The organism is Yoonia sp. (genome assembly GCF_036770585.1).
Classification (GTDB): Bacteria; Pseudomonadota; Alphaproteobacteria; order Rhodobacterales; family Rhodobacteraceae; genus Yoonia.
Map to the genome: position 1 here is coordinate 1 of NZ_DAIPIW010000002.1, position 14,801 is coordinate 14,801.

The window sequence follows — 14,801 nt, forward strand, 5'->3', positions numbered from 1 at the left end:
CGCTTGCATGGCATGCAAGAGGTCAGGGGTTCGACTCCCCTAGGCTCCACCAAATTTCCTTTGATGGCTATCACTCTGGAAAGCCCGCCGGTTGTGGGCATGGCGATCATGTCGGGCCAGTGCGGCCCCAGCTGACCAGCCAGCGGATGAACAGGAAATTGGCGACCACGACCAACGGGGGGACCACGACCTTGCCGATGGCTGCGGCGATTTCATTGGGCGCCAGGAACCGCAAATCGAACCATTCGGCAAATAGGCCCTTCGTTGCCCCGGCGATCAGGGTCACCAGCACCGAGGCCATCGTGATCGCAAAAAGCTGCCAGACAGCGTAGATCACAAGCTGCTTCACCGTGCCGAATTTGGTGACGCCAAAGACAAATGCCCGCGACGTGAAGTAGACAAACAGAACGGCCGTCCCGGCACCGACCCAGCTTGCGACGAAAACCGCGACACCCAGCCTGACCAGCAGAACGGTCAGACCGACATCGATGATCCACGCGCACCCCGCAAGGATCGCGAAGCGCCAAAAGCCGGACGCCGAGACTTTGCTTCTGATCGCCACGCGTTGCAGACCCCGCCGACTTGGTGGGGCCGCACCCCGATTTGCGCGGCGACTATCGCGCAGAGCGGATCGGTCAGCAACCCGTCGCATCACGAAGGAACGGCGCGCGTCATTGGCAGGGCTTCAGGCGGCGGCGACCTTTGGGTCGGCCACGGGGGGCTGATCAAAGTCCACCCATGTCAGCCTGCCGGCGTAGCGCTTGTCGATCTGTCCCGCCGCATCCAGCCTGAACAGATGCAGCCAGCGATTGTCGAAAAGTTCGCACACGCTGTCATGTTTGCGCAGGATATCGGTGATCGCCTCGGCAGGCGCCTCGACACAGACAGACAGGCGCAGCGGGTCGTGGCTATAGCTTTGGCCGTCGTGCACCGACTGCCACGGCAAACCGCCGCGCAGCACGCCACCGTTGCCCTCGACCACGCCGATCCCGCCGGTGACGTTGTGCAACAGCTTGTTGCCGCCGCCGAAGGCCACCGGGGCCACGACCGAGCCATAGTATTGCAGGCTGATCCAGCTTGCGACGACCACGGGCGCGGTCAGGATCAGTTCCAGAACGCCGAAGCCTTCGTCCGCCTGCCAGTCGTAGTCATGCAGGAAGGCGCGACCGGCAAGGCCCTTTCCCCTGGTCCGTGACCGCGGGGCCGCGATGAAGGCCTGACAGCCCGCCAGCGCCCATTCGGGCCGCGTTTCCGCCCAGTCGGTGCTTCGGGCCTTGATCGCCTCGCCATTGACGGCGCGAGGCAGGCGCAGCGCCCGTTCGGTCCGCGCCAGCTTGCCAGCCGATGACATCCAGTCGCGCGCAGTCTTGAGATATGCGCCGTGCTTGTGGCCTGCAAAGTCGTCCGCGAAGATCGTCACCGCATCGGTGGTCGTATCGTGCAGCCCCCCGACGAACAAAGTATCCTCGGGTATGGTGATCCCATTCGCGGCAACCCCTTCACGCACCCGCGCGTCGTTCAGGATATCCGCCAAAAGCCGCGCGTTCACGTCACCCGCATAGCCGCCGCAGGCCCCGCAATGCAGCGCGCTGGCATGAGGGTTGTTGACCACATTCGCGCCGTGACCAAAAAGCAGCACCAGTGGCGCGAAATCCTTGGTCAGCGACATCGCCCGTAGGATCGTCGTCGCCGCGCCGATCCGCGCCTCCAGACCGAAGGCCGGATCAAGCAAGGGCTTGCGGCTTTCGGGACCTTTCGCGTGATCCTTGCCCAGCGCGTCCTTCAACAGCTTGCCAAGGTAGACCGGTCCCGTCGCCTCGACGAAGGCGAAGGACGAGACAGCGGCCAGCTTGAACCGGCCCCATGCGCGGCCCGCCCTAGCGGTGAACCGCGCGCGCTGGTCGGCCTGCGCATCGCTGTCCGATGTGGCACTGCTTGTGACACCATGGTTCAAAAGCACCGGCAGGCGCTTTTCCGTAACATCCGAGGCAAAGCCCCTGTGCGCCGTGGTCAGCCCGAAGAAGCCCGCAAAGCCAAGCGTCTGGATGCCGGGATCGACCGATTCCAGCGCGCGGCGGAAGACTTCGGACCGCACGTCGATGCAGAAGGCCGCTTGCAGGGCCGGACGGCCTTCGGGTGCGACCGTGGCATCGGCTGCCAGCGTCTCGGCCAGCGCGCGCTGGCCTGCGAATTCGGCGGCGGTCTGCAAGGCGACACTGATGATCTGCGCCTGATCGGGCGTCACAGGCGCCTGATGCGCGGCAAGCACGTCGGCCCATTTGTCGGCGATCTCTTCGGCATATTGCAGATAAAGCGCCTGCTCCCAGATCAACCGGATGGTCAGCAGGTCCATCGTGGTGGCATCCGTGGACCCTGCAAGTTCCGCCTGCCAGAGGCGATACCGGCCCACCTGCGACCAGCCGCCCAGTTCCAACAAAAGCTGGTGACAATAGGTCCCCGCTGCCGCGTTCGTCACGCCAAGCTGTTCGAAGGCCGTCACCAGCGCAAGCCGTGCCTGCAATGGCGACTTTGCGACCAGCGCACCGAAACCGGTCAGCCCCGCGATCTCGGGCGACAGATCCCGCATCGCGAAATCCCGCCAGGCTTCAAAGGCACCGCGCCCGGGCGCGTTCTGCCACAGCGCCTGCCCCGCATCGAAATAGCCTGCGGCCCACGCGCCGAACCGCTCGGTGATGATCCCCTGCCAGTCGATGCCCGAGACTTCGGCGGCAAGGTCCGCGACGCTTCGCAGCGCCGCGCCGCTTGGGGTGTCCTGCGTCGCCGCCTCTTTCAGACCGGCGATATCGGGCGCGGCGTCCGGATAAATCCGCAGAGCCGCCGTCAGATCGGCCTCCGTGATCGTGCCGTCCGCGATCTTGCCCGCATACCAGCCGCGCGGCATCGTCACCTCCAGCCCGCCGACCCGCGCCAGCAGGGCCGCGACATCCGTCAGGCCCCTGTCGGTCTGGCCGAGAAAGGGGTTCACCGCGACCGAAGACGACAGCGGCCAGAGCGGCGGAATGGCGCGGCCAGCGGTTTCCGCCTTGGCGATCAGTTCAAGCTGCGCGCCGGAATAGCCCGAGAAAGTATCCGCGATCATTTTGCCGCTCCGTTTTCAGATGTGGTGTCATGTGTCCAGCCGCCAAGGATGCGGTCGGAAATGGCGTTGATGTAAAGCCCGTTCGACAGATGCACGCGTAGCCCTTGCGCGGCCGGATGATAGGCCCAAAGCGGCAGCGTCGCCTGCGCCACAGCCACGAAGCCGAAACTGATAAGGGCAAGGATGATCAGCGACCATTCCAGCGGGCCTGCCACAGGTGTCGCGGGCAAGGTGCCTGCCGTCAGCCACTCGGACGCGCGCTGAAGCAGAAGGTAGCTCAGCGTGACGGCCGCCGCGTAGGTGGCGGTGCGTCGGGTCAGCGCGCGCGGTGCCGCATCCGCGAAACCCTGTGCCAGCAGATAGGCCACCCCGAAAATCAGGATCGCACCCAGCGCCACGGCTTGCGGCGACTTGCCGCCGAAATCAAAACCCACACCAAGGACCGCATAGACGATCCCGTAGATCACCAGCGCGACCACAAAGGCGCGGGCGACCGCCCCAAGGTCCGGCACCGCCACCGGCCCCGGCTTGCGGATCGCCACGATCCTCTCGACCGCTCCGCCTGCCGAGAGGAAAGCATGCGCCTTGTAAAGCGAGTGCGCCACGATATGCAGCAGCGCCAGCGGGAAGAGCGCGAGACCGCATTGCAGGATCATGAACCCCATCTGCGCGATGGTCGACCAAGCAAGCGAGGCCTTGACCGTCGGTTGCGTCAGCATGACCAGCCCGCCGAAAAGCGCGGTAAACCCGCCGATCATCACCAGTGCCGCCATCGTCAACGGTGACAGCAGCATCACGTCCGCAAGCCGGATCAGCGCGAAGCCGCCCGCGTTCACCACGCCGGCATGCAGCAGGGCCGAGACGGGGGTCGGGGCCTCCATCACCTCGGTCAGCCAGCCGTGGGTCGGGAATTGCGCGGACTTGAGGACCGCCGCCAGCGCGATCAGACCCGCCGCACCCACCGCCATTCCACCGCCGATCCCTTGGGATGCCTGCGCAAGGATGCCGGAAATCTGCGTCGTGCCGTAGGTGATCGTCAGCAGCGTGGCAGCGGCGATCAGCGCCATATCCCCGATCCGCGCCATCACGTATTTCTTCCGCGCGGCGCGCCGTGCGGCCATCCGTTCAGGATAGAAGATCAGCAGCCTGTGCAGGAACATGCTGGTCGCCACCCATGCGGCGACGAATTGCACCAGATTGCCGGACTGCACCAGCGCAAGAACGGTGGCGAGCGTCACCAGCAGCCAGAATGTGAAGGCGGGATGCCGTTCTTCTCCATCCAGATAGGTCCGCGCATAGCGCACCACGACCCAGCCGATGAAGGACACCAGAAGCAGCATCACCACGCTGACGACATCCAGCCGCACCGACAGGCCGATCCCGAAAGCGCCGATCAGAAAGCTGTCGCCACTGCCGTTTGCAGCCAGGACAACCGCCGATAGGATCGCGATGGCCACAGCCCCCAGCGCGGCGACTTCAGCCAGACGCGCACCCTTGCGCGCATCCATTCCCGCGACATGGCGCGGCGCAAAGGCCGCCGCGAGCAGCACCAGAGGGGCCAGAAGGGGAAGGGCGTTCAGTAGCATCATCGTCTCCTGCGCGGATTGGCTTTCGGGACGAATAGAGCGGCGCTATCGAGAATAAAAATTCATTGTTTGCTACAGATCATTCGATTATATCGAACGTTATGCCAGAAATGAACTACAACCACCTGCGCTATTTCTGGGCGGTCGCCCATGACGGGAACCTGACGCGCACAGCACAGCGGATGAACCTGTCGCAGTCGGCCCTTTCTGTGCAGATCAGGAAGCTGGAGGAACGGCTGGGCCACGCCCTTTTCGAACGGCGCGGGCGGCAGTTGGTGCTGACCGAGGCGGGCCGGATCACGCTTGACTATGCCGACACCATCTTCGAGGCGGGCAAGGACCTGCTTGGCACCCTGCGCCAGCAGGGGCGGGTGCGGCAGGTGCTGCGGGTGGGGGCGCTGGCGACGCTCTCGCGCAACTTCCAGCTTGAATTCCTGCGGCCCGTTCTGGGCAATACCGATATCGAGATCGTCCTGCGCTCCGGCACGCTCCCGGAACTCTTGCAGGGGCTCGAGACATTGGGGCTGGACGTCGTGCTGACCAATGTCGTCCCGTCGCATGATGCGCTTTCTACCTTCACCACGCAGGCGATCTCGGACCAGCCGGTCAGCCTGATCGGGCTGCCGTCTCTGGTGGCACCTGATGGCTCGCTCACGGACCTTTTGGCACAGTCAGCCTTCGTCGTCCCGACCGAGGACAGCCCGATCCGCATCGGTTTCGACCGGCTGTGCAGCCGGCACGACATCATCCCGACCCTCGCCGCCGAGGTCGATGACATCGCCATGATGCGCCTTCTGGCCCGCGAGGGGGTGGGTCTGGCCGTGCTGCCGCCGATTGCGGTCAGGGACGAGTTGCAAAGCGGCGTTTTGGTCGAGGCGCAGCATGACATGGGCCTGCGCGAAGGCTTTCACGCGGTCACCATCGCGCGCAAGTTTCCCAACCCGCTGTTGGCGCCGCTGCTCGATCATCATCTCTAGTCGGGGCGCGGAAGCTCTGCCGCCACCTCGCGGATCTGCGCGCCGAGGTCCCTGAACTGGTCCGCCAGCGGATTGGTCTTGCGCCAGATCAGCCCGACCGTCCGCGCAGGCTGGGGGGCGGGGAAACGGTCGACCGCGACAGGGGCTGACCGGGTTTCGACGCGGACCGCCATTTCCGGGATCAGCGTCACCCCGATCCCCGCCCCGACCATCTGCACCAAGGTGGACAGGGAACTGCCATCCAGCCCGTCACGCCGCGCGGCACCTTGCAGATTGCAGAAGGCCAGTGCCTGATCGCGGAAACAATGCCCCTGCTCCAGCATCAAAAGCCGCATCTCGCCCAAGGCATCCGGCGAAGGCACTGGCCGCCCCGCATCGGCAAAGGGCCGCACCAGCATCAACCCTTCGGTAAACAGCGGCAATTCCGCCATGCTGGGTTCGTCCACCGGCAGGGCGACGATGGCCGTATCGATGCGCCCTTCGCCAAGCTCTTCGATCAACCTTTCGGTCATCGTCTCGCGCACCTCGAGGTGCAGGCTCGGGTGCGAGGCGCGCAAGGCCCCGATCAGCGAGGGCAGAAGATAGGGCGCAATCGTCGGGATGACCCCCAGACGCAGGCTGCCCGACAGCGTGTCCTGTGCTGCACGGGCCATCTCGCCCAATTCGTCCACCGCCCGCAGGATGTCGCGCACCCGTTCCAGCCATGTCTCGCCAAAGGCCGTCAGGCGCACCGATCTTGGTCCCCGCTCGAACAGCGGCAGGCCCAGCGATTGTTCCAGCTCCTTGATCTGCACGGACAGGGCCGGCTGCGAGATCGCGCAGGCATCGGCGGCATGGCCGAAATGGCCGAACCGGCTTAGCGCCTCGAAATAGCGCAATTGTCTGAGGGTCAGATTTGTCATAATCCAAAGTTATCGCGGTGATGAATAAATGCAACTTAATCCAATCGCAAACGAATGTTAGAACCTTTCCAAAGTGGCGATTTGCGCCATTTTGAAAGTGTAGAGTCACAGCAACCAAACTGGGAGAGAGACATGGACGGATCTGACGCCGGAAAATGCCCCGTCATGCACGGGGCAGCCGTGAATGGCACGATGAAGCTGCGCGGGAACAAGGACTGGTGGCCGAACCAGCTGAACCTGAAAATCCTGCATCAGCACGGCCCCGCCTCCAATCCCTTGGGGCCTGATTTCAACTATGCCGAGGAATTCAAGAAGCTCGACCTCAAGGCGCTGAAAGAAGACCTGCGCGGCCTGATGACCGACAGCCAGGACTGGTGGCCTGCGGATTATGGCCACTACGGCGGTCTGTTCATCCGTCTGGCATGGCACGCGGCCGGCACCTACCGCACCGCGGACGGTCGCGGCGGCGCGGGTGGCGGGCAGCAGCGCTTTGCGCCGCTCAACAGCTGGCCCGACAACGGCAACCTCGACAAGGCGCGTCGCCTGTTGTGGCCGATCAAGCAGAAATACGGCAACCAGATTTCCTGGGCGGACCTCTTTGTCCTTTGCGGCAACGTCGCGATGGAATCGATGGGGCTGAAGATGTTCGGCTTCGCAGGCGGTCGTGCTGATACCTGGGAACCCGAGGAAGACGTCTACTGGGGCCGTGAGGACCAGTGGCTGGCAGGATCCGACCATGCGGAGTCGCGCTATTCGGGCGAACGCACGCTGGAAAACCCGCTGGCCGCCGTGCAGATGGGTCTGATCTACGTGAACCCCGAAGGCCCTGACGGGAACCCCGATCCGCTGGCCTCGGCCCGCGACATCCGCGAGACATTCGCGCGCATGGCGATGAACGACTACGAAACCGTCGCCCTGACCGCTGGTGGTCATACCTTCGGCAAGACCCATGGTGCCGGTCCGGCAGACCACGTCGGCCCCGAACCCGAAGGCGCGCCGATTGAAAACATGGGCTTCGGCTGGATATCGACTTACAAGTCCGGCAAAGGCCGCGATGCCATCACCTCGGGGCTCGAAGGCGCATGGACGGCGAACCCGACCAAATGGGACATGGGCTATTTCGACGTTCTGTTCAAATACGACTGGAAACTGGTCAAGAGCCCCGCTGGCGCCAACCAGTGGACGCCCATCGACCTTCAGGAAGAGGACATGGCCCCCGATCCCGAGGACCCGTCCAAGAAGGTGCCGATCATCATGTCGACTGCCGATATGGCGATGAAGATGGACCCTGCGTATGAAAAGATCTCGCGCCACTTCCACGAAAACCCCGAGGAATTCGCCGATGCCTACGCCCGCGCGTGGTTCAAGCTGACCCACCGCGACATGGGGCCGAAGGTGCTGTATCTCGGGGACGAAGTGCCGGCAGAGGACCTGATCTGGCAGGACCCGATCCCCGCCGTCGATCACGACCTGATCGACGATGCCGATATCGCGGACCTCAAGGCAAAGATCCTCGGCGCGGGCCTGTCGATTTCGGACCTGGTGTCGGTCGCTTGGGCGTCGGCCTCGACCTTCCGCGGGTCGGACAAGCGCGGCGGGGCCAATGGTGCCCGCATCCGCCTTGCCCCGCAGAAGGACTGGCCGGTCAACGAGCCTGAAAAGCTGTCCAAGGTGCTGACCACGCTGGAAGGCATCCAAAGCGCCTTCAACGCGGCCCAATCGGGCGGCAAGAAGGTCTCGCTGGCTGACCTGATCGTGCTGGGCGGGTCGGCTGCTGTCGAACAGGCCGCCCGGAACGCGGGCTTCGAGATGGACGTGCCCTTCACGCCGGGCCGCATGGATGCCACCGCAGAACAGACCGACGCCGAAAGCTTTGAACCGCTGGAACCAGAGGCGGATGGTTTCCGCAACTACATGAAGGCGGAATATTCGGTCCCTGCCGAGGCGATGCTGGTCGACCGCGCGCAACTGCTGACCCTCTCGGCGCCGGAAATGACGGTGCTGGTTGGTGGCCTGCGGGCCTTGGGTGCCAACACGGGCGGCAGCAAGCACGGTGTCTTCGGCACCAAGGCCGACACGCTGGACAACGCCTTCTTCACCGGTGTGGTGGACATGGGCGTCGAGTGGAAGGCGACCGATGATGCAAACCTCTTCGAGGCACATGACCGCAAGACGGGCGCGGTCCGCTGGACCGGCACGCGCGTCGATCTGGTCTTCGGGTCGAACAGCCAGCTGCGCGCCCTGTCCGAGGTCTATGCGCAGGACGATGCCTTGGGCAAATTCGTCTGCGACTTCGTCTCGGCTTGGGTCAAGGTGATGGAACTGGACCGCTTCGATCTGAAGTAAGGCCGGTCACCGGCAAGACATCGCGCGCACCCCTTGGATAAAGGGGTGCGCGTTTTTTATTCGGCGGGAACAAGGTCCGGCGACGTCTGAAACCGCTTCGCCCGCCGCTCGCCCAACATCAGCATCGCGGGTGTGACCAGCAAGGTCAGCATGGTCGCAAAGATCAGCCCGCCGGCAATCGCGCTGGACAATTCCGTCCACCACTGTGTCGAAGGTGCGCCATAAACGATGGTGCGTTCGAAGAAGTTGATGTTCAGACCGATCACCATCGGCATCAGACCCAGCGCGGTCGTCACGGATGTCAGCACGACGGGACGGAAACGCAAGGCCCCCGTGCGCAGCACCGCCTCGAGCGACGAGACACCCTTTGCTTTGAACTCGTTGAAGGTGTCGATCAGGATGATGTTGTTGTTCACCACGATCCCTGCCAGCGCGATCACCGCGATCCCGCCCATGACGACACCGAAGGGCCGCCCGGTGATCATCAGGCCCAGCAGCACCCCTGCGATCGAAAAGATGATCGCCGACATCACGATGGCCGACTGCCAGAAGCTGTTGAACTGCGTCAACAGGATCAGGAACATCAGCCCGATGGCCGAGAAGAAGGCACCGACAAGGAAGATCATCGCGTCCGCCTGATCCTCGGCCTCGCCGCCGAAGGCGACCTCGATCGAAGGCGGCAGGTCCAGCGTGTCGATGGCCGCCTGCAGGGCGATCGTCTGGTCGTTGGCCAGAACGCCCTGCGCGACATCCGCCGAGATCGTGATGGCGCGCTGCTGGTCGATGCGGGTGATCACGCCGCTGCGCGGTGCGGGATTGAAGGACACGAAGTTCGCGATCGGCACCAGCCCCGCACTGGTCGGCACGCGCAGGTTTTCAAGCTCGGCCAGCGTCCGGTCTCCGGCAGGAAAGCGCACGACGATATCGACCTCGCCATCTGTATCGTTGGGCCGATAATTCGCCACCGTGATCCCGTTCGTCAAAAGCTGCACCGCTTGCCCGAGAAGCGCGACATTGGCACCGCTGCGCGCGGCTTCGGAGCGGTCGACGCTAATCTGCCATTCCACCCCGGGGTTGGGGCGCGAATCGACGATATCGATGAAGCCGCCGATCCGGTCCATCTCGGCCAGTATCGCCACAACGGCGACCTCCTGTTCGGCAGGATCATTGCCGAGCACCTCGAGGTTGATCGGCTTGCCACCGCCCGGTCCGGCCTGCGAGGTCTGCACCTGCACGTCGATGCCGGGGATCAAGGCCATATCGGCGCGGATGTCTTCGGCGATCTGGACCACGGGACGGCGGGTATCCCATTCGGTCAGTTCCAGCTGCAGCGTCCCGATCACATCGCCGCTTTCGCTGGATGACCCCGAGCGGGCATAGATGCTGGCGATCTCGCTGTATCCAGTCAGCCGGTCCTCGACCTGCCGGACCAGCGCGTCCTGTTCGAAGACCGAAAAGTTGTCCTTGGCCCGCACCTCGACCTGCGCGTAGTCGGGTTCGACCTCGGGGAAGAAGGTCAGACCGTTCCCGAGAATTCCGTAGGCGATGAAAGACCCGATCAACGCGACGATAGCGAATGTCACCGTTGTCCATGGCCGCAGGATCGACCATTCCAGCACGCGGATATAGCCGCCCATGAAACCTGTCATCGTGCGCGGATCGCCGGTCTCGGCGGCGTAAAGCTGCGCCTTTGCCTTGGCGGTCTGCGGCTGGCGCTTGCCGATCAGGCCGCCGGTGACGGGGATGAACACCAGCGCCATGAACAGCGACGCGGCCAGCGTGAAGATCACGGTGATCGGCAGGAATTTCATGAACTCGCCCACGACCCCCGACCAGAAGAGCAGCGGAAAGAACACGCAAAGCGTCGTCGCGGTCGAGGCGATGACCGGCCATGCCATCCGCTTGGCGGCCGCCGCGTAGGCCTCTTTCGGGGATTGCCCCTCGTGCAGGTAGCGGTCGGCCAGTTCCACGGTGACGATCGCCCCGTCCACCAGCATTCCCACCACAAGGATCAGCGAGAAAAGCACGATGATGTTCATCGTGTAGCCAAGGAAATAGAGCATCGCCACGCCGGTCAGGAAGGCCCCTGGGATCGCCATGCCGACCAGCAGCGAGGACCGCAGGCCCAGCGCATAGACGACCACGATCATCACAAGGATGATCGCGGCGATGACATTTGCCTCCAGATCGGAAAGCATCGACTTGACCGTCTCGCTTTCATCCAGCGTAAAGCGGATTTCGACGTTTTCGGGCCAATCGGCCTGAGCGCGGGCGATGACCGCGCGGACCTCTTCGACGGTTTCGATGATGTTGGCGCCGACGCGCTTTTTGACCTCAAGCGCCAGCGCGGGCTGGCCGTCGATGCGGGCAAAGCCGGTGGGGTCCACGAAGGTGCGGCGGATCGTGGCGACATCGGCGAAAGTCACGACCGTCTGCCCGCGGACAAGGATCGGCAAATCCATCACGTCTTCGTTGTTTTCGATCAGACCCGGCACCTTCAGCACCAGTCGCCCCGCTTCGTTTTCAATGGCGCCTGCGGCGATCAACTGGTTGTTCGACGAGATCGAATTGATCAATTCGTCGAAGGTGATGTTGTAGGTCTCGAAGACCGTGGGGTCGATCAGCACCTCCAGCAATTCGGTCCGTTTGCCGCCCACATCGACCTCAAGCACGCCACCCAGCGCCTCGATCCGGTCTTGCAGGTCTTCGGCCAGCGCGTTCAGAGTGCGCTCGGGCACGGGACCGGACAGGATCGCGGTCAGGATCGGGAACAGCGCGGTGTTGATCTCGGTAACGACGACGGTGGCGTCAGAGGGCAGATCATCCTCGACCTTGTCGGCGGCCTCGCGCACGTCGGCAAGGGCGACTTTCGCGTCGAACCCCGGCTCGAACTCAAGCTGCACGCTGGCGCGGCCTTCGCTGGCGGTCGAGGTCATTTCCCGCAACCCGTCGAGCGAGGCGAATTCCGCCTCCATCGGGCGGGCCAGCACAGCCTCGGCGTCTTGTGGCGAGATGCCGTCGACCGAGGCCGACACATAGACAACCGGGATCGGGATTTCGGGGTTACTTTCCTTCGGGATCGCGATGTAGGCAAGCGATCCCACGGCAAGCAGGAACGCAAACAGCAGCAAGGCCACCTTGCTGCGGTTGAATGCGGCGTCGATCAGCGTTTTCATCCGTCAAGTCCCGCCTGCAATGCGGCCCCCTCTATTTGCGGGGAAACAAGGTCGCCCGCCTGCACAAATCCCTGTCCGACCGTGATGATATCGGCATTGTCGGGCAATCCGGTCACCCAGATGCCATCCGTCTGTGCCCGCACGATCGAGACCAGCGAGAAAGCGACGCGGTTGTCCGCGTCCACCGTCTTGATCCCCAGTTCACCCGACGACCCCAGCGACAGAATCGCAGGCGAGATGAAATGGCCGCGCGCCGTGCCTGTCGGCAGGATCACCCGGGCGCTCAGGCCCGCGGGCATCACACTTTGCGGATTGTCGATGGTGACCTCGACGCGGAAGGTGCGGGTCTGCTGGTCGGCATTGCCGCCGATGAAGCTGACCTTGCCCAGACGCTCTTCGCCGGTGATGAAGATCACCTGCGCATCCTGCCCGACCTCGATCCGCGACAGCGCCTGTTGCGGCACCTGCACCACCACCGACAAAGGGTCGTTGTCCAGAACCTCGGCCACGATGACGCCGCTGTCGACGAATTCGCCGACATCAAGCGTAAAGTCGTTCAGGCGTCCGGCGAAAGGTGCCCGAATGACGGTGTTGCCCAGCATTTCCTCGGCGGCGGTCAAAGCGGCCTCGGCGGCGGCCTTGGCGGCACGCGCCTGTGTGACGCGGTCTTCGGTCGCGACACCGCGCCCCTGCAATTCCAGCGCGTTGTTCAGATCACGGGTAGCCTGATCAAGCTGGGTGCGGGCCTGCGTCAGCTGCGCCTGCATTGTCGTCGCATCCAGACGGCCAAGCTCTTGCCCCGCCTCGACGTAGGCACCGCGCCGGGCGCTGACCGAAACGACCCTGCCTGCAGCCTCGGTCGGGATCCGCGAGATCCGGTCAGGCTCGGACTGGCCTTCGGCGCTAAGGACAAGCTGCACGTCCTGCGCGACGGATGGCCGAACCGCAACACTGATCGCCTGTTCTTGGGGCGCCGCAACGGTATCTTCGACGCCCGTTCCCGAAGCCGGGTTGACGTAACCGCTACCCATCCAGCCGACCAGCAAGACGACCAGCAGCATGGCGACCCACTTTGACCGCCCCGCCCCCTTGTCGCCATCAAAACTGAGCTTGCCTGTCAAATCAGGCGGTGTTTCACCGGACATCTGAAAGTTCCTCGAAAATCATCTTTTCGGCACGTCGCCGAATGTTGAGCGCTAACTAAGCCTTTTGGGCAGCATTTGCTAGCTCAGCCGACATGTACCCGGCAGATAGTCGCGGCATCCGTCAAGGCAACCTGACGCCAGACATATCACCGCGATGACATCACGTCACGCACATCGGGGATCAGCCCGTCCGACTGTATGCGGCGCGCGGCAGTCGTTGAAATTGCGCAGGGAATGCTGATAAGCCAACCTGCGTCTGAAAGCGCAGGCCATAGATGGTTGCGTTCTGCGCGACAGGGGGTGCCGCAGATGAAAATCGGTGTGATTGCGGATGATTTCACGGGGGCGTCGGATATTGCCCTGACCCTCGCCGAAGGAGGCATGCGCACCGCGCAATTCGTGGGCATCCCCGATGGCCGTATCGACATCGACGTCGAGGCGGGCGTTGTGGCGCTTGCATCCCGGACGATCCCTGTCGCCGATGCGGTGCAGCAAAGCCTTGCCGCCTGTGACTGGCTGATCGGACAGGGGGCGGAACAGATCGTCTTCAATATCCCGACGCCATGCGACATCGGCGATGCAGGCAACATCGGACAGGTGGCCGAGGCGCTGGCCGAACGGCTGGATGCCAATCAGGTCATGGTCTGCCCGGCCTCTCCGGTCAACGGGCACGGCGTCCACAGGGGGCATCTCGTCCTCGGCGATGTGCAGCTGAACCAAGGCGGGACGCAGGATCATCCGCCGACCCCAAGGACCGGTCCCGACCTGCGCCGTCTTTTGGCGCAGCAGACAGGCTGGCCGGTTGGCCACATTCCTTTCACCGTGGTCGCAAACGGGGCGCAGGCCATCGTCGCGGCATTTGCCGCGCAACCGACGATGCACATCGTCGATGCGATCACCGATGCCGAGATGCATGTCATCGGGAAGGCCGCAGCGGGGCGCAAATTGATCGTCGGCGGGTCCGCCATCGCGCTTGGGCTTCCCGCCAACTTCGGCAAGACCCCGACCCAACCCGCATGGGACCCCGTGATCGGGCGCGGGGTGGTGTTGTCGGGATCGTCCAGCCGCGCGACGCGTGAACAGGTGGCGCGGTTTTGCAAGCAGGCACCCTCGCACGACATCAGCGCCGAGGCTGTCATGCAAGGCGGGGTCTCTGCCGCCGGCCTTGCCGATTGGGTGCTGGCACAGGACAGCGCGCCGCTGGTCTTTTCCTCTGTTGATCCTTTGGTTGTCGCAAAGGCAGATGAGATTTACGGCCGCGACGCCCTCGCCCCGAGAACCCAAGCCCTTTTTGCAGAACTTGCCGCGATCCTGATTGCGCGCGGCGTCAGGCGGATCGTCGTCGCGGGCGAAGCGACGTCAGCTGCGGTCGTCAAGGGGCTGAAGGCGGATGTGCTGCATATCGGGCCAAGGGTGGCCGCAGGGTGTCCGGCGGTCCGTTCGGGCGATATCGCCCTGGCCCTGACATTCGACAACTGCGGTGCCGAGGATCTCTTTGCCAAAGCCCTGCACGATCTGGGACGCGACCCCTAAGCGAAGCGACCGCCAATCCACAGGGCCCGCTCTGGA

Annotated in this window: 9 protein-coding genes; 3 read left to right on the forward strand and 6 right to left on the reverse strand. The window is 63.9% G+C overall.

Features of this window, described 5'->3' with window-relative positions:
• Nucleotides 1-106: 106 nt before the first annotated feature.
• The 3 genes from V7N12_RS00485 to V7N12_RS00495 all read right to left on the reverse strand — a co-directional run bounded on the left by V7N12_RS00485 (nt 107) and on the right by V7N12_RS00495 (nt 4,686).
• Nucleotides 107-562 (reverse strand): GtrA family protein, encoded by a 456-nt coding sequence (locus V7N12_RS00485; protein ID WP_333711896.1) that lies wholly within the window; start codon nt 560-562, stop codon nt 107-109.
• Between the two features lie 123 nt (nt 563-685).
• Nucleotides 686-3,100: a YbcC family protein gene (locus V7N12_RS00490; protein ID WP_333711897.1), complete on the reverse strand. Its 2,415-nt coding sequence runs from the start codon at nt 3,098-3,100 to the stop codon at nt 686-688.
• Nucleotides 3,097-4,686: a proton-conducting transporter transmembrane domain-containing protein gene (locus V7N12_RS00495; RefSeq protein WP_333712007.1), complete on the reverse strand. Its 1,590-nt coding sequence runs from the start codon at nt 4,684-4,686 to the stop codon at nt 3,097-3,099. The genes V7N12_RS00490 and V7N12_RS00495 overlap by 4 nt, the downstream gene beginning before the upstream one ends.
• A 101-nt stretch (nt 4,687-4,787) precedes the next feature.
• Between V7N12_RS00495 and V7N12_RS00500 the strand changes: the two genes are divergently transcribed.
• Entirely contained in the window at nt 4,788-5,663 is an 876-nt protein-coding gene (locus V7N12_RS00500; RefSeq protein WP_333711898.1) for a LysR family transcriptional regulator, read from the forward strand.
• Here the strand turns inward: V7N12_RS00500 and V7N12_RS00505 are convergent.
• Nucleotides 5,660-6,565, reverse strand: coding sequence for a hydrogen peroxide-inducible genes activator (locus V7N12_RS00505; RefSeq protein ID WP_333711899.1), 906 nt, complete (start codon nt 6,563-6,565; stop codon nt 5,660-5,662). The two genes, V7N12_RS00500 and V7N12_RS00505, sit on opposite strands and share 4 nt — an antisense overlap.
• A gap of 132 nt (nt 6,566-6,697) precedes the next feature.
• Between V7N12_RS00505 and katG the strand changes: the two genes are divergently transcribed.
• The gene (gene katG / locus V7N12_RS00510; protein ID WP_333711900.1) at nt 6,698-8,911 is read left to right on the forward strand and encodes a catalase/peroxidase HPI; all 2,214 of its coding nucleotides are present in this window, start codon (nt 6,698-6,700) and stop codon (nt 8,909-8,911) included.
• A gap of 56 nt (nt 8,912-8,967) precedes the next feature.
• Here katG and V7N12_RS00515 read toward each other — a convergent pair whose 3' ends face one another.
• Together V7N12_RS00515 and V7N12_RS00520 are read right to left on the reverse strand one after the other, a co-directional pair.
• The gene (locus V7N12_RS00515; protein WP_333711902.1) at nt 8,968-12,087 is read right to left on the reverse strand and encodes an efflux RND transporter permease subunit; all 3,120 of its coding nucleotides are present in this window, start codon (nt 12,085-12,087) and stop codon (nt 8,968-8,970) included.
• Nucleotides 12,084-13,232: an efflux RND transporter periplasmic adaptor subunit gene (locus V7N12_RS00520; protein ID WP_333711904.1), complete on the reverse strand. Its 1,149-nt coding sequence runs from the start codon at nt 13,230-13,232 to the stop codon at nt 12,084-12,086. Before V7N12_RS00520 ends, V7N12_RS00515 begins: the two co-directional genes overlap by 4 nt.
• Nucleotides 13,233-13,541: 309 nt before the next feature.
• Here V7N12_RS00520 and otnK point away from each other — a divergent pair, with 309 nt between their 5' ends.
• Complete coding sequence (gene otnK / locus V7N12_RS00525) at nt 13,542-14,765, forward strand: 3-oxo-tetronate kinase (RefSeq protein ID WP_333711905.1); 1,224 nt, start codon at nt 13,542-13,544, stop codon at nt 14,763-14,765.
• Nucleotides 14,766-14,801: the final 36 nt, after the last annotated feature.